Source organism: Burkholderia sp. AW33-5 (genome assembly GCF_053427615.1).
This window is the reverse complement of sequence record NZ_JBSAXA010000010.1, coordinates 35,448-55,068: the sequence shown is the minus strand read 5'-3', so window position 1 is coordinate 55,068 and position 19,621 is coordinate 35,448. Positions and strand designations below refer to the sequence as shown.

Here is a 19,621-nt window from a genome sequence, read left to right as displayed (position 1 = left end):
CGCGCTTTTCGGAACCCGCCATGAAACTCGTCATTGGAGACAAGAATTACTCGTCGTGGTCGATGCGGCCGTGGCTGCTGCTCGCGCATTTCGGCATCCCGTTCGACGAGATCGCAATCGAGCTGCGCCGCGACGACACGGCTGCACGCATCCGCGAGTATTCGCCGACCGGCAAGGTGCCGTGCCTGATCGACGACCATGGCGTCGCGATCTGGGATTCGCTCGCGATCGCCGAGACGCTCGCCGAGCGCTATCCGCAGTTCCCGATGTGGCCGGCCGATCCGCTCGATCGCGTGCATGCGCGCTGCATCTCGGCCGAGATGCACTCGGGCTTCGCCGCGCTGCGCACGCAGATGGGGATGAACGTGCGCGCGTCGATGCCGGGACGCGGCGCGACGCCCGATGCGCTCGCCGACGTCGCGCGCATCGACGCGCTGTGGAGCGCATGCATCGAGGCATCGGGCGGCCCGTTCCTGTTCGGTGAATTCGGGATCGCCGATGCGATGTATGCGCCCGTCGTGATGCGTTTCAACACGTATGCGCCGGCGTTGTCGCCGGAGGCGGCCGGGTATGCCGCGCGCGTGACGGCGCTGCCGGCGGTGCAGCGCTGGATCGATGCCGCGCGCCGCGAAACCAACGTGATCGCCGAATACGAACCGACGCCATGAACATCTACGCAGTAGGCGGAGCGATCCGCGACGAATTGCTCGGCGTGCCGGTGCAGGACCGCGACTACGTGGTGGTGGGCGCGACACCCGAGCAGATGGCCGCGCAGGGCTTCCGGCCGGTCGGCAAGGATTTCCCCGTGTTCCTGCATCCGGACACGCAGGAGGAATACGCGCTCGCGCGCACCGAACGCAAGACGGCGGCCGGCTATCACGGCTTCCAGTTCTACTACGCACCGGACGTGACGCTCGACGAGGATCTCGCGCGGCGCGACCTGACGATCAACGCGATGGCGCGTGAAGTGAGCCCGGAGGGCGCGCTGATCGGCCCGGTGATCGATCCGTTCGACGGACAGGCCGACCTGCGTGCACGTGTGTTCCGGCACGTGGGCGACGCGTTCGTCGAGGATCCGGTGCGGATCCTGCGGATCGCGCGCTTTGCGGCGCGCTTCGCGGATTTCACGGTCGCGGACGACACGCTCGCGCTGATGCGGCGGATGGTCGACGCGGGCGAAGCGGACGCGCTGGTGCCCGAGCGCGTGTGGCAGGAGATCGCGCGCGGGCTGATGGAGGCGAAGCCGTCGCGGATGTTCGCGGTGCTGCGCGAGTGCGGCGCGCTCGCGCGCATCCTGCCCGAGGTCGACGCGCTGTGGGGCGTGCCGCAGCGCGCGGACTACCACCCGGAAGTCGACACGGGCGTGCACGTGATGATGGTCGTCGACTACGCGGCGAAGCAGGGCTACTCGCTGCCGGTGCGCTTCGCGGCGCTCACGCACGATCTCGGCAAGGCGACGACGCCCGCCGACGTGCTGCCGCGCCATCTCGGCCACGAAGGCCGCAGCGTCGATCTGATCAAGCCGCTGTGCGAGCGGCTGCGCGTGCCGAACGAGTGCCGCGATCTCGCGCTGGTGGTCGCGCGCGAGCACGGCAACCTGCATCGCGTGATGGAAATGGGCGCGGCGGCGCTGGTGCGGCTCTTCGAGCGCAGCGACGCGCTGCGCAAGCCCGCGCGCTTCGCCGAGATGCTGCAGGCGTGCGAATCGGATGCGCGTGGCCGGCTCGGGCTCGACACGCAGCCGTATCCGCAGGCCGAGCGGCTGCGCGTGGCGCTGGTGGCGGCGCGCAGCGTCGACGCGGGCGCGATCGCGCGCGGCGTCGCCAACGATGCGATGCAGATCAAGGACGCCGTGCATCGCGCGCGCATCGAGGCCGTCAAGCAGGCGCTGGCGATCGGGGAATAGTGCTGCGGAAGCGCCGGGTGGCGTGGTGCGCCGCCCGGCGGCCAGCCGTCATTTCTTCGTGCGGGCGGCGGCGCGGCGGGCCGGGGTGGTGGCGGCCGGACGTTTGGCGGCGGTCGCGCGCGGCTTCCCGGCTGCCGGCCTGGCCGTCGCGCGGGCCGGCATGTCGGCGGGCATGTCGGCGGGCGCGGCCGCGAGCGAATCCGCATCGCGCTCGCGCTTCGGTGCGGGTTTGCGGCGGCTCACGCGCGGTTCGCCCGGCGCCGCGCCGGCATCGCGTGCGAGCAGTCTGATCTTCATCGCCTCGGATCCCAGCTCGGCGCCGTCGTCGTCGAAGAGCGGCAGCGTGCCGACCGCGATCATTTCGGCGGGCCCGTCGCCCACGTTCGCGACGCGGTGGCGCTTCCGCGCGTCGAAGTGCAGCGAGTCGCCGGCAGACAGCGGGTAATCCTTCTTGCCGATCGTGTAGCAGAGCCGGCCGGTCAGCACGTAGACGAACTCGTCGCCGCCGTGCGCGACCCATTCCGAACGGTAGCCCTCCATCATCCGGACCTTGAGCGCGTTGATCTGACTGCCGTCGAAGGTGGTGGACAGCCGCTCGTACCACTGCGACGCGGCGTCGACCGCGTACGGTTCGCGGCGCCCCGCGTGCGAGTCGGGCTGCGCCTGGCGCGGCTGGTCGATCAGCGTGCCGAGCGGCACGTTCAGCGCCTTCGCGACGTTGACGAGCGACGAGAGCGAAATGCCGGTGAGGTGGCGCTCGACCTGCGACAGGAACCCGACCGACAGGTTCGCTTCGGTCGCGACTTCCAGCAGCGTTTTCTTCGCTTCCCGGCGCAGGCGGCGAATGCGCTGGCCGATACGCATGATGTCTGAATCCATGAATCTCTTTCGTGGCAACGAGTCGCAAGGCGAGCGGAGGGGCGGTGCCGTCGCCGGGATGCGGCATTCCGCGAATCGCACGAAGCACGGCCGTCGGGACGACGATGCCGGCGCATTGTACCGCGCACGCCGGCGCCCGGCCGCTCCGCGCCAGGCGGGGCCGCGGGGGGCCGCTTGGGGCCGCGCCGCCGTCGCGCGCGGCGCCGGTAATTTTAGCCCTACGAAAATTTTGGCTTGACCTCGTTTTCAGCGTGCTCTAGATTCTGTCGCTCGCATCAAACAAAGTTAAGTGAGACAAAAATTTCCCCGAAAATCCGTCGATGGAACGGCGCCGCGGCGCGGCTGCCCGCCGGGCCGCGCGTCGTCCCCGCACGGGCGGCGCGGCGCGCCAGGCGCGCGCCGGCGCGTGACGCCGCCGGCGGACGACAACAATCAATAGCGGGTATCCGATGATCGATCGACTGAAATACAGCTTCTCCGGCCTTCCCTCGTACGACGCGTCCGTCGCCGACACGCAGGCCGGTCTGTCGCGACTGCTCGACGCCGCCCGGCTCGACGCGGTCGTGGTCACGTCGCAGGACGAGTACATCACCGAATACCTGCCGCGCAGCAACAACCCGCGCTACGCGCTGTCGGGCTTCGACGGCTCGGCCGGCTGCGGGATCTTCCTGAGCGCGGCGACCGCGCAGGCGCTCGGCGTGCCGCCGTTCGTGCTGTTCGTCGACGGCCGCTATCACCTGCAGGCCGAACAGCAGTGCGACCCGGCGCGCGTGCGCATCGAAAAGCTCGGGATGAACGTGACGATCTGGCAGGCGCTGGCCGACTGGCTGCTCGCGCACGCGAGCCGGCTCGCGCGGGTCGGCTACGACGCGCTGCGGATCAGCGTCGCGCAGCGCGACCGGCTGGTCGAGCGCACGCAGGCGGCGTCGCTCGACTGGACGAGCCTCGTCGAGCGCGAGATCGACCGCGCGATCGCGCTGCCGGGCTGGGTGGTCGAGCGGCCGATCTTCGAGCTGCCGGACGCGATGACCGGCGCGAGCGTCGCGCAGAACCTCGACGCGCTGAACCGGCGGCTCGCCGCGCACACCGGCGCGGCGCCCGGCAAGACCGCGTTCTTCACGTGCGCGTCGGACGATCTCGCGTACCTGCTGAACAGCCGCGGCTATCACATCCCGAATGCGTCGTCGCACCTGGGCTTCCTGTTCGCGGTCGGCGAGCAGGTCGCGCTGTTCCTGCCGGAAGGCTGCGACCGCTGCCCGGTCGAACTGGCGTCGTATCCGGCGCTGCACGTGATCCGGCGCGACTTCGCCGAACTCGAGCGCTTCCTCGCGCAATTCGCGGTCGATCACGTGTGCTACGGCTTCGAATCGGTCAACTGCGCGCTCGTCGAGTCGGTGCGCCGCGTGTGGCCGCACGCGCGCCACGCCGATTTCAACCCGGTGGAGGCGCTGCGGGCCGGCAAGACGCCGGCCGTGCTCGACCGGTTCCGCGACGCGTTCGCGCGCAGTTCGGCGGCGATCGCCGAAACGATGCGCTGGGCGAAGGTCGGCGAGCCGGGGCGGCGCCATACCGAGTACGACCTGGCACGCACGATCAACGACGCGTACGGCGCCCGCTCGGCGGTCGCGCTGACGTTCCCGTCGATCGCGGCGAACGGCGCGAACAGCGCGTTCGCGCATTACACGGCGGCGAGCGCCGACGTCGAGCTGACCGAAGGCGAACTCGTGCTGCTCGACAGCGGCGCGTACTACGACGCCGGTTTCGCGACGGACTGCACGCGCGTCGTGCTGCGTCGCACGCGGCCGGAGACGGTCGCGCAGCCGTGGCAGCGCGAGATCTACACGGTCGCGCTGAAGGCATGCATCAAGGGGCTCGTCACGCGTTTCCCGAAGACGGCGACGGGCGGCGACGTCGATGCGGCGGTGCGCCAGGTGTGCCGCGACCACGGCTACGATTTCGGCCACGGCACCGGGCACGGCGTCGGAATCCACGTGCACGAGGGCGGCGTGCGGTTCGCGCCGGGCGCGAAGTACGGGCTGGTGCCGAACGCGGTGATTTCGGTCGAGCCGGGCATCTACGTGCCGGGCAAGGGCGGCGTGCGGATCGAGAACATCGTGATCGTGCGCGCGGACGACGACGCGTCGGACACCGTGGCGTTCGAGAACATCGTCACGGTCGGTTACGACTGGGACCTGATCGACGTCGAATTGCTGAACGACGACGAGCGCGCGTACCTGCGCGACTACGAACGGCTTTGCGTGGAACGCGGCACGCAGGTCACCGCGTGTCCGCTGCTGTAAGACGGGGAAGGGGCGCGCGGCCGCGACAGGGCCGCGCGATGCGCCGGCGTGATCGGTACGTCAGTGGAATCGGGGCAGTCGGTACAGTCGGGGCATCAACGCATCAACGCATCAACGCATCAGCGCCGACACACGCCCGTCCGGGCCATAGACACCGGCCGGCGCGGGCGCCGAGCGCAGCACCGCGAGCGCGCGCTCGTTGTAGTCCATCCGGATCCGGATCAGCATCCCGTTGGTCGCATTGGCCTGGCGCGCGCGTTCGGCGGCCTGCAGCAGCAACTGCCAGCGGCCGGCGAGGCGGGCATCGCGCTCGGCGGCCTGGTCCATCCCTTTCTTGCCGGCCGGAAAGCCGAGCGCGGACAACTGCGTGTCGCGCGTGCGCTCGAGCTGCGCGAGCCGGTCGATCAACGCGCTTTTCTTCTCGACGATGCCGGGCAGCATGTCGAGCGGCTCCGGCGTCGTCAGTGCCTTTTCCTCGTAGGCGAGCAGGGACGCGAACGCTTCGACCGTCGCGTGTTCGTCGTTGACCGTGGCCAGCAGCTCTTCTCTCATCGCGTCATGCTCGTCGCGCCGGCACGCGTGTCCGCATGCCGGCAAACCAGGGGACCGGTCCGGGCGTGACGGGCCCCGGGCCGGCTCAGTTGCCCTGCGAGCGCTGCTGTTGCAGCAGGTCGCGGGCGGTATTCAGTACGCCGTCGGCGATCTTGTTCACGTCGATCGTCAACGTGCCGTTGTTCAGCGCGTCCTTGATCGACTGGACGAGGGCCGTGTCGATGTCGGCGCTGCCGGAGGCCGACAGCGAACGCAGCTGGCCGGACAGACCCGACAGGTTCACGGTCGTGTCGCCGCCGGTCGATCCTGCGTCGGCCGCCTGCGCGGACGACGACGAAGCCGCGCCGGATTGCGCGCGGGTCGCGCCGTTGCCGGTCGACGCGAGTGGGCTCGGGTTCGGAGTGGAATCGATCTTCACGATGGGTTTCCTGTACGGTATGACCCAGATAACGGCCGGGTCGGCCCGAACTTTAGCATCGTGAGCCCGACATTCTCCGAATAAACAATTCTTTGCAATCTTGCGGCGCGATCCGTCCCTATAGCGGAATTTCCACGGTCCCGGCGTCCTTGACGATCGCCGTGACGATCTGCCCCGCCGCCATCCTGACCCGCACCGACTGGCCCGGCGCCGCATTCGCGAGCGCGCTGCCCTCGGCCGAGATCGTGAAGCCGGGCCCGGCCGCGACGACCCGCACCGTCTGGCCGGCCGACACCGACGCGGCGCTCTTCAGCATGTCCTGGCGCAGCGGCAGCCCGGCCGAGATCCGGGCCAGCGCGGTCGCGCCGACCGCCTGCGCGGGATCGGTGATCACCGCCAGCGGCAGCACCGTCAGGTCGCCGTCGCGCGCGACGAGGTCGGCCGCGGTGAGCGGCTCGCCGGGCGCGATCTGCCGCGCGGCGACGTAATAGGTGGCCTGCACGGCGACCTTCGCCTGCAGATAGACGGTCCACGGCCGCTCGCCGGCGCAGCGCACGCCGACCGTCGTGCGGCCCCACAGGCGCGCGCCGGTCGGCAGGAACGGCTCGAGCGTCGTGCAGGCGGCGAGCCCGCGCGGAAACGCGGTCGCGACGGTCGCGGTGGTCTTGCCCGGCAGGCCCGCGATCTGCTGCTGCAGGAACGCGAGGGCCGTGCGCCGGATCGTGTCGGGGTCCTGCTGGCCGGCCGGCGTGGCCGGCTGGGACGCGGCGGTGGCCTGGGCCGGGTTGGCGGCAGCGGCCGGCGCGCGCGGCGCCGGCGCGGCAGAAGCGGCCCGGGCCGCGGCCATGCGCGCGGCGATGGCCGGTCGCGCGGAATTCGCGGGATTCGATGCGGGCTCGGCCGTACCGGCGACGACGGTCGCGACGGCACCCGGATCGGCGGCGCGCCGTGCGCCATCGCCCGCGTTCGTGCGCGCGGCGGCGTAGACGGGGCGCGGCGCGGGTACTGGCACGGCGGCCGGCGGCGGGACGCTCGTCACGACCATCGAGCCGGCCGGCAGCGCCGCAGAGCCGGCCGAGGCCGCGCCGGTCACGCCGGCGCCACCACCCGCGCCAACGGCACCGCCCGCCATCGCCACGCCCGTACCCGAAGCCGTGCCCGCATTCCCGCCGAACTGCCCGCCGCTCGCCGCGTTCGCATGCGCGAGCGCGGTTTCGGCCGTCTCGCCGCGTCCGGGAATCACGATCATCCCGTCGTCCGCGTGCGCAAGCGGCACCGCGAGCCACAGCGCCGCGGCGAGCGCGAACGCCCGCGCCATGCGCGTGCCGCGTCCGTCGTTTCCGCGAAGTGCGCGTGTCATCGCCGTGTCCTCGAAGCCGTTGATCCGATTCGCATTCTAGGGAGCCCGGCCGTCGCGCAAACGATGAATAGAGGGGGCCTTTGCCGCGTTATTCGTCCGATTGCCGGTTGCGGCCGACGCCTACCATCGCTGTCATGGAAAAAAGCCCCTTGGGTCGCCATCCGGCGCAAGGGGGCGTGCAGCGCTTCATACGGAGAGACGCACACATGCTGGACAAACTCGATGCCGAATTCGCGTTCGGCCGACAGGCGCTCGACGTGCGCGCCTATCGGCAGGAGCTGCTGTCGTCGAACATCGCGAACGCCGACACGCCCGGCTACCAGGCCCGCGACGTCGACTTCGCGTCGACCCTCGCGCGCTCGCTGAAGCAGACCGGCGGCGGCCTCGCGCCGAGCAACGCCGCGCAGCTGCCGATGGCGCAGCCGGCCGGCGTGACGAGCGGGATGACGATGGTGTCGACGGCGCCCGGCCACATGGCCGGCACCGCGAAGCTGATTCCGACGGGCGGCCCGGCCGACGACTACGGTCGCGCGCAGTACCGGATGCCGCTGCAGCCGTCGCTCGACGGCAACACGGTCGATCTCGACGTCGAGCGCGTGCAGTTCGCGAACAACGCGCTGCACTACGAAACCGGGATGACCGTGATGACCCAGCAGATCAAGGCGATGATCGCCGCGATCTCGACGAACTCGTAAGCGCGCGCCGCTTCGCCCCGAACAAGGAGCCCCCATGCCCTCGTTGATGAACATCTTCGGCGTCGCCGGTTCGGCGCTGTCCGCGCAATCGCAGCGCCTGAACGTCACCGCGTCGAACCTCGCGAACGCCGACAGCGCGACCGGCCCCGACGGCAAGCCGTACAAGGCCAAGCAGGTCGTGTTCGCGACCGACCCGATCGGCGGCGCGCGCACCGCGTCCGGCCAGGGCGTCGGCGGCGTGCGCGTGACCAGGGTGGTCGACGATCCGTCGCCGATGAAGTCGACCTACGACCCGGCGAACCCGGCCGCCGACGCGAACGGCTACGTGCAGATGCCGAACGTCGATCCGGTGCAGGAGATGGTGAACATGATCTCGGCGTCGCGCTCGTACCAGGCCAACGTCGAGACGCTGAACACCGCGAAGACGCTGATGCTCAAGACGCTGACGATCGGCACGTAAGCCGCGCGCCGAGCGTCCTTCCCCACCGAGACCCAGACCCGACAGTTCCGACACAAGGCCACCCAGGATGACTTCCACCAGCACGACGATCGGCAGCAACGGCACCAACGTGTCGACCCTGCCGACCGACACGATGAACACCAACAACGTGTCGACGAACGGCACGTCGGCGAGCGACCTGCAGGCGACGTTCCTGAAGCTGCTCGTCACGCAGCTGCAGAACCAGGATCCGACGAGCCCGGTCGACAGCTCGCAGATGACGTCGCAGCTCGCGCAGATCAACACGGTGAGCGGCATCGCGCAGCTGAACACGTCGCTCACGTCGCTGTCGACGCAGCTCGCGGCCGGCCAGCAGACGCAGGCCGCGCTGCTGATCGGCACGAACGTGCTCGCGCCGGGCAACGGCGTCGCGGTGAAGAGCGGCGCGGCGTCGCCGTTCGGCGTGTCGCTCGCGAACGACGTGTCGAACCTGACGATCACCGTGAAGAACAGCTCGGGCGTCGTCGTCAACACGATCAACGCAGGCAAGCAGTCGGCCGGCACGGTGCCGTTCAACTGGACGCCGACCGATGCGGCCGGCAACGCGCTGCCGGACGGCAAGTACACCGTGAGCGCGCAATACACGGGCTCGGACGGCAAGACCTATGCGCCGACCGTGCTCGCGGCCGCGCAGGTGCAGAGCGTGATCAAGCAGGCCGACGGCACGGCGGGGCTCGTGCTGTCGAACGGCACGACGGTGGGCTTGACCCAGGTCGCGTCGATCTTCCCGAACACCGCGTCGTCGTCGTCCGGCGGCACGACCACCACCAACTGATCCAGATTTCTCGAAAACGGAGACCGAAATGGGTTATCAACAGGGTCTGAGCGGCCTCGCCGGCGCATCGAACGCGCTCGACGTGATCGGCAACAACATCGCGAACGCGAACACGGTCGGCTTCAAGTCGAGCACCGCGCAGTTCTCCGACATGTACGCGAACTCGGTCGCGACGTCGGTCAACACGCAAATCGGGATCGGTACGACGCTCGCCTCGGTGCAGCAGCAGTTCGGCCAGGGCACGATCAACACGACGAACTCGTCGCTCGACGTCGCGATCAACGGCAACGGCTTCTTCCAGATGTCGAACAACGGCGTGACGACGTACTCGCGCGACGGCACGTTCCAGCGCGACAAGAACGGCTTCATCGTCGACTCGCAAGGCCGTAACCTGATGGGTTACGCGGCCAACACGGGCGGCGTGGTCAACACCGCGCAGACCGTGCCGCTGCAGGCGCCGACCAGCAACATCGCGCCGACCGCGACGACCAAGATCGCCGGCCAGTTCAACCTGAACTCGCAGGACACGGTGCCGACCAAGACGCCGTTCAGCGCGACCGACACCACGACGTACAACTACTCGACGTCGATCCAGGTGTACGACTCGCTCGGCGGCTCGCAGGCGGTCAACATGTATTTCGTGAAGTCGGCGGCCGGCACGTGGGAAGCCTACGCGGGCGTGCAAGGCGGCACCACGACGGACCTCGGCACGGTCACGTTCAACTCGTCCGGCGCGATCCAGAGCACGACGACGGGCACGCCGGCCGCGCCGACCGCATCGCTCGGCCAGTTCCAGTTCACCGTCCCGAACACCGACGGCTCGGCGACGCCGCAGCAGCTCACGCTCGACCTGACCGGCACCACGCAGTACGGCGGCAAGGACGGCGTGAACAACCTCGCGCAGGACGGCTATGCGAGCGGCACGCTGACGACCTTCTCGATCGGCGCCGACGGCAAGCTGACCGGCAACTACTCGAACGGCCAGACGTCGGTGCTCGGCCAGATCGTGCTCGCGAACTTCAACAACCCGAACGGGCTCGTCAACCTCGGCGGCAACCAGTACGCCGAATCGTCCGCGTCGGGCGTGCCGCAGATTTCGTCGCCGGGCAGCACGAACCACGGTTCGCTGCAGGGCAGCGCGCTCGAGAACTCGAACGTCGACCTCACGTCGCAGCTCGTCAACCTGATCACCGCGCAGCGCAACTACCAGGCGAACGCGCAGACGATCAAGACGCAGCAGACCGTCGACCAGACGCTCATCAACCTGTAATGCGCGGATAACCGGCAGCCATGGACCGACTGATCTACACGGCGATGACGGGCGCGTCGCAGTCGCTCGACCAGCAGGCGATCGTCGCGAACAACCTCGCGAACGCGTCGACGACGGGCTTTCGCGCGCAGCTCGCGACCTATCGCGCGGTGCCGATGAATTTCGGCGACGGCAGCAACATCGACCCGACGACGACGCGCACCTACGTGCTCGCATCGACGCCCGGCGCGGATTACGCACCGGGCCCGATCACGCGCACCGGCAACCCGCTCGACGTCGCCGTGCAGGGCGCCGGCTGGCTGTCGGTGCAGGCCGCCGACGGCAGCGAGGCCTACACGCGTGCGGGCAACCTGCACGTCGACGAAAACGGCCAGCTCGTCAACGCGAGCAACCTGCCGGTGATCGGCAACGGCGGCCCGATCTCGGTGCCGCCGAACGCGGAAGTGACGATCGGCAAGGACGGCACGGTGTCGGCGCTGATGCCGGGCGATCCGCCGACGGCGGTCGCGATCGTCGACCAGATGAAGCTCGTGAACCCGGACCCCGCCACGCTCACGCGCGGCAACGACGGGCTGTTCCGCACCGCCGACGGCAATCCGGCCGACACCGATCCGAACGTGGTCGTCACGCCGAATTCGCTCGAAGGCAGCAACGTGAATCCGGTGACCGCGATGGTCGCGATGATCGACAACGCACGGGCGTTCCAGCTGCAGTCCAAGCTGATCCAGACGGCCGACCAGAACGAGCAGTCGGCGAACCAGCTGCTCAACTTCAGCTGAGCGGCACGGCCCTCGCTACCAGGAGAAGATTCAACATGAACCGATCGCTCTACATCGCCGCCACCGGCATGAATGCGCAGCAGGCGCAGATGGACGTGATCTCGAACAACCTCGCGAACACCAGCACCAACGGCTTCAAGGCGTCGCGCGCGGTGTTCGAGGATCTGCTGTACCAGACCATCCGCCAGCCGGGCGCGAACTCGACGCAGCAGACCGAACTGCCGTCGGGCCTGCAGCTCGGCACCGGCGTGCAGCAGGTCGCGACCGAGCGCCTGTACACGCAGGGCGGCCTCACGCAGACCGGCAACTCGAAGGACGTCGCGATCAACGGCGCGGGCTTCTTCCAGGTGCTGATGCCGGACGGCACGAACGCATACACGCGCGACGGCTCGTTCCAGACCAACGCGCAGGGCCAGCTCGTCACGTCGAGCGGCTACCAGATCCTGCCGGCGATCACCGTGCCGCAGAACGCGCAGTCGCTGACGATCGGCAAGGACGGCGTCGTGTCGGTCACGCAGCCGGGCTCGAGCAACGCGGTGCAGATCGGCTCGCTGCAGATCGCGACCTTCATCAATCCGGCCGGCCTCGAGGCGAAGGGCGAGAACCTGTTCGCCGAGACCACGTCGTCGGGCGCGCCGAACGTGTCGCAGCCGGGCCTGAACGGCGCGGGCGTGCTCAACCAGGGCTATGTCGAGGCGTCGAACGTGAACGTCGTGCAGGAGCTCGTCAACATGATTCAGACGCAGCGCGCGTACGAGATCAACAGCAAGGCCGTGACGACGTCCGACCAGATGCTGCAGACCGTCACGCAGATGAAGAGCTAACCGGAAAGTCCCGTCGTCGCCATGAAGCAGGTTCGCCTCCTCCCGTCAGCCTCCGTCCGCGCCGCGTGCGCGGTCGCGGTGGCCGCGCTCGCCGGTTGCGCGCAGATTCCGCGCGACCCGATCATCCAGCAGCCGATGACGGCGCAGCCGCCGGCGCCGATGGCGATGCAGGCGCCCGGCTCGATCTACAACCCGGGCTACGCGGGCCGGCCGCTGTTCGAGGATCAGCGGCCGCGCAACGTCGGCGACATCCTGACGATCGTGATCGCGGAGAACATCAACGCGACCAAGTCGTCGGGCGCGAACACCAACCGCGCGGGCGACACCAGCTTCAACGTGCCGACGGCCGGCTTCCTCGGCGGGCTGTTCGCGAAGGCGAACCTGTCGGCGGCCGGCAACAACAAGTTCGCGGCGACCGGCGGCGCCAGCGCGGCGAACACGTTCAACGGCACGATCACGGTGACCGTCACCAACGTGCTGCCGAACGGCAATCTCGTCGTCAGCGGCGAGAAGCAGATGCTGATCAACCAGGGCAACGAGTTCGTGCGCTTCTCCGGGGTCGTCAACCCGAACACGATCTCGGGCGCGAACTCGGTCTACTCGACGCAGGTGGCCGACGCGCGGATCGAATACTCGGCGAAGGGCTACATCAACGAAGCCGAGACGATGGGCTGGCTGCAGCGCTTCTTCCTCAACATCGCACCGTGGTGACGACGATGCAGCAGCCTCTTTTCCACCGCCTGTCGTCCCGTGTGTCGCGCGTGCCCGCCGTCGCGCGGCTCGCCGCCGCGTTCGTGCTGGCCGCATGCGCGCTCGGCGCGGCGCCCGCGCACGCGGAGCGCCTGAAGGACCTCGCGCAGATCCAGGGCGTGCGCGACAACCCGCTGATCGGCTATGGCCTCGTCGTCGGTCTCGACGGCACGGGCGACCAGACGATGCAGACGCCGTTCACGACGCAGACGCTCGCGAACATGCTCGCGAACCTCGGCATCTCGATCAACAACGGCTCGGCGAACGGCGGCACGTCGTCGCTGAACAACATGCAGCTGAAGAACGTCGCGGCCGTGATGGTGACCGCGACGCTGCCGCCGTTCGCGCGGCCGGGCGAGGCGCTCGACGTGACGGTTTCGTCGCTCGGCAACGCGAAGAGCCTGCGCGGCGGCACGCTGCTGCTCACGCCGCTGAAGGGCGCGGACGGCCAGGTGTACGCGCTCGCGCAGGGCAACATGGCGGTCGGCGGCGCAGGGGCGAGCGCGAACGGGAGCCGCGTGCAGGTGAACCAGCTCGCGGCCGGCCGGATCGTCGGCGGCGCGATCGTCGAGCGCTCGGTGCCGAACGCGATCGCGCAGATGAACGGCGTGCTGCAGCTGCAGCTGAACGACATGGACTACGGCACCGCGCAGCGGATCGTGTCCGCGGTCAATTCGAGCTTCGGCCCGGGCACCGCGACGGCGCTCGACGGCCGCACGATCCAGCTCGCCGCGCCGGCGGATTCCGCGCAGCAGGTCGCGTTCATGGCGCGCCTGCAGAACCTCGACGTGAGCCCGGACAAGGCCGCCGCGAAGGTGATCCTGAACGCGCGCACCGGCTCGATCGTGATGAACCAGATGGTCACGCTGCAAAGCTGCGCGGTCGCGCACGGCAACCTGTCGGTGGTCGTCAACACGCAGCCCGTGGTGTCGCAGCCGGGGCCGTTCTCGAACGGGCAGACGGTGGTCGCGCAGCAATCGCAGATCCAGCTGAAGCAGGACAACGGCGCGCTGAAGATGGTGACGGCCGGCGCGAACCTCGCCGACGTCGTGAAGGCGCTGAACACGCTCGGCGCGACGCCGGCGGACCTGATGTCGATCCTGCAGGCGATGAAGGCGGCCGGCGCGCTGCGCGCCGATCTGGAGATCATCTAAATGGCAGCTACTCTCCCGAACGCAAACGACCTGACGCAGCGCTTCGCCCTCGACGTGCAGGGCTTCGACGCGCTGCGCGCGCAGGCGAAGCAGTCGCCGCAGGCCGGCGCGAAGGCGGTCGCGGGCCAGTTCGACGCGATGTTCACCGAGATGATGCTCAAGAGCATGCGCGACGCGACGCCCGACGGCGGGCTGCTCGATTCGCACACGTCGAAGATGTACACGTCGATGCTCGACCAGCAGCTCGCGCAGCAGATGTCGAAGCGCGGAATCGGCGTGGCCGACGCGCTGATGAAGCAGCTGCTGCGCAACGCGGGGCAGGGCACGGGCGGCGACACGGCGGCCGACGCCGGCGCGGCCGGGCTCGGCGCGGTGGGCCTGGGTGCGGCCGGCTCGGGCACGTCGGGCAACGAGGGCAGCCTCGCCGCGATGAACGCGATGGCGCGGGCCTACGCGAACGCGGCGAACAACGGCGGGCTCGCCGGCGCGCGCGGCTACACGGCCGGCAGCGCGCTGACGCCGCCGCTGAAGGGCGCGAGCGGCGCGCAGGACGCCGACGCGTTCGTCGACCGCCTCGCCGCCCCGGCGCAGGCGGCGAGCGCGACCACCGGCATCCCGGCGCGCTTCATCGTGGGCCAGGCCGCGCTCGAATCGGGCTGGGGCAAGCGCGAGATCCGCGCGAGCGACGGCTCGACGAGCTACAACGTGTTCGGCATCAAGGCGAACAAGGGCTGGACGGGCCGCACGGTGTCGGCGCTGACGACCGAATACGTGAACGGCGCGCCGCGCCGCGTCGTCGCGAAGTTCCGCGCGTACGATTCGTACGAGCACGCGATGACCGACTATGCGAACCTGCTGAAGAACAACCCGCGCTATGCGGGCGTGCTGAGCGCGAGCCGCAGCGTCGAGGGCTTCGCGCACGGGCTGCAGAAGGCCGGCTACGCGACCGACCCGAACTACGCGAAGAAGCTGATCTCGATCATGCAGCAGATCGGCTGACGGGGCAGGGGCCGGAACGGCCCCGCCTGCCGCCCATTCTTGCAGTCTTACGGACCGCGCCCGGCACCCCGCCGCGCGCGGTTTCAACGTTTGCGCGAAAAAAACCGCCAATTCGATCTAAACTTTCGGTGAGCACTGCCGCTAAGTGTGTGAGACCTGCAACCGGGCCATGTTCTGGCCCGGTTTTACTGCGCACCGGTCGCCCGGGCGCCCATGAAAAGAAAACCGGCTAGCCATGAATATCGAAACGTCGACCGATCCGAGCCTGGATGCGGGCCATTCCGGGCCCGACTATGCCCGCCGCAATCCGCTGGAGATCGGTGTGCAGCTGCGCAACCTCGTGAACCGCGGCGACTTCCTGACCGTCCAGTACCCGGGCGGCCAGCTCGTCACGCGCCTGCTCGAGGTCGACGTCGGCGCGCGCACGTTCACGTTCGACTGGGGCGCGCTGTCCGAGCAGAACGCCGGCATCCTCGGCGCGTCGCATTGCACGTTCGCGGCGGCGCCCGAAGGCGTGCGCGTCGAATTCACCACGAGCACGCCGCGCGAGACGCGCTACGAGGGTCTGCCCGCGTTCGTCGCCGATTTTCCCGACGTGCTGATGTGCATCCAGCGCCGCGAGTATTTCCGCGTCGATGCGCCGATCGTCGATCCGTTCCTGTGCCGCGGCAAGCTGCCGGACGGCGAGAGCTTCGTGTTCGAGGTGCATAACCTGTCGCTCGGCGGCGTCGGGCTGCGCACGGCCGACGAGCGTGTCGAGGCGCTCGAGGTCGGCACGCTGCTGCCGGAGGTCGAACTCGAGCTGACCGGCCACGGCAAGCTGTCGCTCGACCTGCGGCTCGTGTCGCAGCGTTCGACCCAGATGCCGAACGGTTCGCGGCGCTTCCAGCTCGGTTTTCGCTTCATGTCGCTGCCGGGCAGCGCGGAGAACACGCTGCAGCGCCTGATCACGCAGCTCGAGATGAAGCGCCGCTCGCTCGCGCGGGCCTGACGTAATCCCTCTCGCGGCCCCGCCCGGGGCCGCTTTCGCACCGGCGCCGGCGGCGTCCGCCCGGCGGCTCGACACACGACGCGCACGCGCGCGTCGCACGCGTATTTTTCCCTCAATTTTTCCGATCCGCGGCCGTTATATCGGGAGTCACGCAACCCGGCGGCCGCAGCGCGGCCGGCTCATCAGGATCGCGCATGTCCAACACACTCATGAACCTCGGCGTCAGCGGCCTCAATGCCGCGCTCTGGGGCCTCACGACGACCGGTCAGAACATCAGCAACGCCGCCACGCCCGGCTATTCGGTCGAACGCCCGGTCTATGCCGAGGCGAGCGGCCAGTACACGTCGAGCGGCTACATGCCGCAGGGCGTGAACACCGTCACGGTGCAGCGGCAGTACAGCCAGTACCTGAGCGACCAGCTGAACAGCGCGCAGTCGCAGGGCGGCGCGCTGTCGACGTGGTATTCGCTCGTCGCGCAGCTGAACAATTACGTCGGCAGCCCGACGGCCGGGATTTCGACCGCGATCACCGGCTATTTCACCGGCTTGCAGAACGTGGCGAACAGCGCGGCCGATCCGTCGGTGCGGCAGACCGCGATCAGCAACGCGCAGATTCTCGCGAACCAGCTCAACGCGGCCGGCCAGCAGTACGACGCGCTGCGCCAGAGCGTGAATACGCAGCTCACCAGCACGGTGTCGCAGATCAACACGTACACCGCGCAGATCGCGAAGCTGAACCAGCAAATCTCGGCGGCGAGCAGCCAGGGGCAGCCGCCGAACCAGCTGATGGACCAGCGCGACCTCGCGGTGTCGAACCTGTCGAGCCTCGCAGGCGTGCAGGTGGTGCGCAACGACAGCGGCTACAGCGTGTTCCTCGCGGGCGGCCAGCCGCTCGTCCTCGCCGACAAGAGCTATCAGCTCGCGGCCGTCACGTCGCCGTCCGATCCGAGCGAACTGACCGTCGTGTCGCAGGGGATCGCCGGCGCGAACCCGCCAGGCCCGAACCAGGCGCTGCCGGATGCGTCGCTGTCGGGCGGCACGCTCGGCGGCCTGCTCGCGTTCCGCAGCCAGACGCTCAACCCCGCGCAGGCGCAACTCGGCGCGGTCGCGGCCAGCTTCGCCGCGCAGGTCAACGGGCAGAACGCGCTCGGCATCGATCTGTCCGGCAAGCCGGGCGGCAACCTGTTCACGGTGGCGGCCCCGGCCGTCTATTCGAATCAGGGCAACACCGGCAACGCATCGCTGTCCGTCTCGTTCGCCAATGCGTCGCAGCCGACGACGAGCGACTACACGCTGTCGTACGACGGCACGAACTACACGCTGACCGACCGCGCGAGCGGCACGGTGGTCGACCAGAAAGCGGGACCGATGCCGCTTTCGCTCGGCGGGCTGAACTTCTCGTTCTCGTCCGGCGCGATGAATGCCGGCGACCAGTTCACCGTGCTGCCGACGCGCGGCGCGCTGACGGGCTTCGGCCTCGCGACGACGAGCGGCTCGGCGATCGCGGCCGCGTCGCCGGCCATCACGTCGGCGTCGAGCACCAATATCGGCACCGGCAAGATCGCGCTGAGCGGGGTGAGCGCAGGCTACCAGGTGCCGTCGACGAAGCTGACCTACGACGCGGCGACGAAGTCGCTGTCGGGCTTCCCGGTCGGCACCACGGTGACGATCCCGGGCACGCCGCCGACGTCGGTGACGATCGCGAGTCCGACCGACCCCGTGCCGTACGACCCGTCGACCGGTGCGGCGATGACGATGTCCGGTGCGGCCGCCGGGGCGATGAACGGCGTGACCGTCACGCTGTCGGGCACGCCGTCGGACGGCGATTCGTTCACGATCGGGCCGTACGCGGGCGGCACGAGCGACGGCAGCAACGCGCTCGCGCTGTCGAAGCTCGTCAACGCGAAGACGCTCGGCGGCGGCACGACGACGCTCACGGGCGCGTATGCGAACTACGTGAACAACATCGGCAACGCCGCGAGCCAGCTCAAGTCGTCGAGCACCGCACAGACGGCGCTGGTCGGCCAGATCACGTCCGCGCAGCAGTCGGTGTCGGGCGTGAACCAGAACGAGGAAGCCGCGAACCTGATGCAGTACCAGCAGCTCTACCAGGCGAACGCGAAAGTGATCCAGACGGCGGCTTCGCTGTTCCAGACCGTGCTGGGCCTGTTCAGCTGAGCGGATTCGAGAGGATAGAAACGATGCGGATTTCCACGACCCAGTTCTACCAGCTGAACGTCGGCCAGATGAACGATCAGCAGGCCCAGCTCGCGCAGCTCTACCAGCAGATCTCGAGCGGCGTGAGCCTCACGACGCCGGCCGACAACCCGGTGGGCGCGGCGCAGGCCGTGCAGTTGTCGATGACGTCGGCCACGCTGTCGCAGTACGCGGCGAACCAGAGCACGGCGCTCGCGTCGCTGCAGGCCGAGGACCAGACGCTGCAGAACGTCGGCACCGTGCTCGGCAGCATCCAGTCGGTGATCGTGCGCGCCGGCGACGGTTCGCTCGCCGACAGCGACCGCGCGGCGCTCGCGACGCAGCTCGAGGGCTATCGCGACCAGTTGATGTCGCTCGCGAACGCGACGGACGGCGCGGGCAACTACCTGTTCGCCGGCTTCAAGAATGCGGCGGCGCCGTTCACGAAGAACGCGGCCGGCGGCATCAGCTACGTCGGCGATACGGGCACGCGCACGGTACAGATCGACGATTCGCGCAGCGTGCCGCAGGGCGACTCGGGCCTCGCGGTGTTCATGTCGGTGCAGGCGCTGGGCAGCTCGCCGGTCCAGGCGGCCGGCGCGAGCAATACGGGCACGGCCACCATCGGCAACGTCACGGTGACGGACCCGGCGGCCGCGACGAACGGCCATCAGTTCACGATCACCTTCGGCGGCACGGCGGCCGCGCCGACCTACACGGTGACCGACAATACGGCGTCGCCGCCGACGACCACGCCCGCGCAGGCCTACACGTCGGGCACCGCGATCGCGCTCGGCAGCGGGATGAAGGTGGCCGTATCGGGCACGCCGGCGGTCAACGACACCTTTTCGGTCACGCCCGCGCCGCAGGCAAGCGGCGTCGACGTGTTCTCGACGCTCGATTCGATGATCACGGCGTTGAAGACGCCCGTCACCGGCAACCAGACGGCGAGCGCCGCGCTGTCGAACGCGATGGGCACGGCCGCGACGAAGATCAACAACACGATGCGCAACGTCACGACGGTGCTGGCGTCGGTCGGCGGCCGCGAGCAGGAAGTCAAGGCGATGCAGGTCGTCAACCAGACCGCGGCGCTGCAGACGACCAGCAACCTGTCGGACCTGACCAGCACCAACATGGTGACGACCATCAGCCAGTACCTGCAGGTGCAGAACGCGTTGAGCGGCGCGCAGAAGGCGTACGCGCAGCTGCAGAACATGTCGCTGTTCCAGTACATCAATCCGTGATCCCCGCGGCATCCGCCACGATGTGAGCGCC

At 69.2% G+C, this 19,621-nt stretch carries 19 protein-coding genes; 15 read left to right on the top strand and 4 right to left on the bottom strand.

The genetic code is table 11. The features are described 5' to 3' along the window. The first annotated feature begins 20 nt into the window (after nt 1-20). Together ACV22V_RS17640 and ACV22V_RS17635 are read left to right on the top strand one after the other, a co-directional pair. Nucleotides 21-668, top strand: a complete 648-nt coding sequence (locus ACV22V_RS17640; protein WP_059535069.1) for a glutathione S-transferase family protein — start codon at nt 21-23, stop codon at nt 666-668. Continuing rightward, nucleotides 665-1,906 (top strand): multifunctional CCA addition/repair protein, encoded by a 1,242-nt coding sequence (locus ACV22V_RS17635; protein ID WP_448014859.1) that lies wholly within the window; start codon nt 665-667, stop codon nt 1,904-1,906. The genes ACV22V_RS17640 and ACV22V_RS17635 overlap by 4 nt, the downstream gene beginning before the upstream one ends. A gap of 48 nt (nt 1,907-1,954) precedes the next feature. Here ACV22V_RS17635 and ACV22V_RS17630 read toward each other — a convergent pair whose 3' ends face one another. Beyond that, on the bottom strand, nt 1,955-2,785 hold the full coding sequence (locus ACV22V_RS17630; protein WP_448014858.1) for a helix-turn-helix domain-containing protein: 831 nt from the start codon (nt 2,783-2,785) through the stop codon (nt 1,955-1,957). 449 nt (nt 2,786-3,234) lie between these two features. Between ACV22V_RS17630 and ACV22V_RS17625 the strand changes: the two genes are divergently transcribed. After that, nucleotides 3,235-5,085 carry a M24 family metallopeptidase gene (locus tag ACV22V_RS17625; protein ID WP_448014856.1) on the top strand — a complete coding sequence of 617 codons (1,851 nt, stop codon included), beginning with the start codon at nt 3,235-3,237 and terminating at the stop codon, nt 5,083-5,085. A gap of 111 nt (nt 5,086-5,196) precedes the next feature. On the opposite strand, the gene ACV22V_RS17620 is transcribed toward ACV22V_RS17625, so the two are convergent. The 3 genes from ACV22V_RS17620 to flgA all read right to left on the bottom strand — a co-directional run bounded on the left by ACV22V_RS17620 (nt 5,197) and on the right by flgA (nt 7,415). Then, entirely contained in the window at nt 5,197-5,637 is a 441-nt protein-coding gene (locus ACV22V_RS17620; protein ID WP_006762551.1) for a flagella synthesis protein FlgN, read from the bottom strand. Between the two features lie 85 nt (nt 5,638-5,722). Beyond that, entirely contained in the window at nt 5,723-6,055 is a 333-nt protein-coding gene (flgM, locus tag ACV22V_RS17615; RefSeq protein ID WP_059448495.1) for a flagellar biosynthesis anti-sigma factor FlgM, read from the bottom strand. A 118-nt stretch (nt 6,056-6,173) separates the two neighbouring features. Continuing rightward, entirely contained in the window at nt 6,174-7,415 is a 1,242-nt protein-coding gene (gene flgA, locus ACV22V_RS17610) for a flagellar basal body P-ring formation chaperone FlgA (protein WP_448014854.1), read from the bottom strand. A 206-nt stretch (nt 7,416-7,621) separates the two neighbouring features. Here flgA and flgB point away from each other — a divergent pair, with 206 nt between their 5' ends. The 12 genes from flgB to flgL all read left to right on the top strand — a co-directional run bounded on the left by flgB (nt 7,622) and on the right by flgL (nt 19,590). Next, a complete protein-coding gene (flgB, locus tag ACV22V_RS17605; protein WP_059448497.1) occupies nt 7,622-8,110 on the top strand; it encodes a flagellar basal body rod protein FlgB in 489 nt (162 codons plus the stop codon). A 34-nt stretch (nt 8,111-8,144) separates the two neighbouring features. Then, nucleotides 8,145-8,570: a flagellar basal body rod protein FlgC gene (flgC, locus tag ACV22V_RS17600; RefSeq protein ID WP_059535085.1), complete on the top strand. Its 426-nt coding sequence runs from the start codon at nt 8,145-8,147 to the stop codon at nt 8,568-8,570. A gap of 67 nt (nt 8,571-8,637) precedes the next feature. Then, nucleotides 8,638-9,384 (top strand): flagellar hook assembly protein FlgD, encoded by a 747-nt coding sequence (locus ACV22V_RS17595; protein ID WP_059535087.1) that lies wholly within the window; start codon nt 8,638-8,640, stop codon nt 9,382-9,384. Between the two features lie 28 nt (nt 9,385-9,412). Beyond that, nucleotides 9,413-10,654: a flagellar hook protein FlgE gene (gene flgE / locus ACV22V_RS17590; RefSeq protein WP_059703198.1), complete on the top strand. Its 1,242-nt coding sequence runs from the start codon at nt 9,413-9,415 to the stop codon at nt 10,652-10,654. 20 nt (nt 10,655-10,674) lie between these two features. Beyond that, nucleotides 10,675-11,433, top strand: a complete 759-nt coding sequence (gene flgF, locus ACV22V_RS17585; protein WP_059691964.1) for a flagellar basal-body rod protein FlgF — start codon at nt 10,675-10,677, stop codon at nt 11,431-11,433. 35 nt (nt 11,434-11,468) lie between these two features. Beyond that, the gene (gene flgG, locus ACV22V_RS17580; RefSeq protein ID WP_014895799.1) at nt 11,469-12,257 is read left to right on the top strand and encodes a flagellar basal-body rod protein FlgG; all 789 of its coding nucleotides are present in this window, start codon (nt 11,469-11,471) and stop codon (nt 12,255-12,257) included. A gap of 21 nt (nt 12,258-12,278) precedes the next feature. Continuing rightward, nucleotides 12,279-12,968: a flagellar basal body L-ring protein FlgH gene (gene flgH, locus ACV22V_RS17575; protein WP_059535093.1), complete on the top strand. Its 690-nt coding sequence runs from the start codon at nt 12,279-12,281 to the stop codon at nt 12,966-12,968. Between the two features lie 5 nt (nt 12,969-12,973). Beyond that, nucleotides 12,974-14,161 carry a flagellar basal body P-ring protein FlgI gene (locus tag ACV22V_RS17570; protein WP_059607544.1) on the top strand — a complete coding sequence of 396 codons (1,188 nt, stop codon included), beginning with the start codon at nt 12,974-12,976 and terminating at the stop codon, nt 14,159-14,161. Further along, complete coding sequence (flgJ, locus tag ACV22V_RS17565; protein WP_448014851.1) at nt 14,162-15,160, top strand: flagellar assembly peptidoglycan hydrolase FlgJ; 999 nt, start codon at nt 14,162-14,164, stop codon at nt 15,158-15,160. 235 nt (nt 15,161-15,395) lie between these two features. Further along, nucleotides 15,396-16,151, top strand: coding sequence for a flagellar brake protein (locus tag ACV22V_RS17560; protein ID WP_059535097.1), 756 nt, complete (start codon nt 15,396-15,398; stop codon nt 16,149-16,151). Nucleotides 16,152-16,345: 194 nt separating this feature from the next. Continuing rightward, the gene (gene flgK / locus ACV22V_RS17555) at nt 16,346-18,328 is read left to right on the top strand and encodes a flagellar hook-associated protein FlgK (RefSeq protein ID WP_059819909.1); all 1,983 of its coding nucleotides are present in this window, start codon (nt 16,346-16,348) and stop codon (nt 18,326-18,328) included. Nucleotides 18,329-18,351: 23 nt separating this feature from the next. Further along, nucleotides 18,352-19,590, top strand: coding sequence for a flagellar hook-associated protein FlgL (flgL, locus tag ACV22V_RS17550; RefSeq protein ID WP_059691966.1), 1,239 nt, complete (start codon nt 18,352-18,354; stop codon nt 19,588-19,590). Nucleotides 19,591-19,621: the final 31 nt, after the last annotated feature.

Bases quoted from the DNA above. Each gene is read 5' to 3' on its own strand.
- flgJ (WP_448014851.1), top strand. From the start codon at position 14,162: ATGGCAGCTACTCTCCCGAACGCAAACGACCTGACGCAGCGCTTCGCC.
- flgG (WP_014895799.1), top strand. From the start codon at position 11,469: ATGAACCGATCGCTCTACATCGCCGCCACCGGCATGAATGCGCAGCAG.
- flgH (WP_059535093.1), top strand. From the start codon at position 12,279: ATGAAGCAGGTTCGCCTCCTCCCGTCAGCCTCCGTCCGCGCCGCGTGC.
- flgC (WP_059535085.1), top strand. From the start codon at position 8,145: ATGCCCTCGTTGATGAACATCTTCGGCGTCGCCGGTTCGGCGCTGTCC.
- ACV22V_RS17630 (WP_448014858.1), bottom strand. From the start codon at position 2,785: ATGGATTCAGACATCATGCGTATCGGCCAGCGCATTCGCCGCCTGCGC.
- flgL (WP_059691966.1), top strand. From the start codon at position 18,352: ATGCGGATTTCCACGACCCAGTTCTACCAGCTGAACGTCGGCCAGATG.
- ACV22V_RS17560 (WP_059535097.1), top strand. From the start codon at position 15,396: ATGAATATCGAAACGTCGACCGATCCGAGCCTGGATGCGGGCCATTCC.
- flgK (WP_059819909.1), top strand. From the start codon at position 16,346: ATGTCCAACACACTCATGAACCTCGGCGTCAGCGGCCTCAATGCCGCG.
- ACV22V_RS17625 (WP_448014856.1), top strand. From the start codon at position 3,235: ATGATCGATCGACTGAAATACAGCTTCTCCGGCCTTCCCTCGTACGAC.
- ACV22V_RS17635 (WP_448014859.1), top strand. From the start codon at position 665: ATGAACATCTACGCAGTAGGCGGAGCGATCCGCGACGAATTGCTCGGC.
- flgB (WP_059448497.1), top strand. From the start codon at position 7,622: ATGCTGGACAAACTCGATGCCGAATTCGCGTTCGGCCGACAGGCGCTC.
- ACV22V_RS17620 (WP_006762551.1), bottom strand. From the start codon at position 5,637: ATGAGAGAAGAGCTGCTGGCCACGGTCAACGACGAACACGCGACGGTC.
- ACV22V_RS17570 (WP_059607544.1), top strand. From the start codon at position 12,974: ATGCAGCAGCCTCTTTTCCACCGCCTGTCGTCCCGTGTGTCGCGCGTG.
- ACV22V_RS17595 (WP_059535087.1), top strand. From the start codon at position 8,638: ATGACTTCCACCAGCACGACGATCGGCAGCAACGGCACCAACGTGTCG.
- ACV22V_RS17640 (WP_059535069.1), top strand. From the start codon at position 21: ATGAAACTCGTCATTGGAGACAAGAATTACTCGTCGTGGTCGATGCGG.
- flgE (WP_059703198.1), top strand. From the start codon at position 9,413: ATGGGTTATCAACAGGGTCTGAGCGGCCTCGCCGGCGCATCGAACGCG.
- flgF (WP_059691964.1), top strand. From the start codon at position 10,675: ATGGACCGACTGATCTACACGGCGATGACGGGCGCGTCGCAGTCGCTC.
- flgA (WP_448014854.1), bottom strand. From the start codon at position 7,415: ATGACACGCGCACTTCGCGGAAACGACGGACGCGGCACGCGCATGGCG.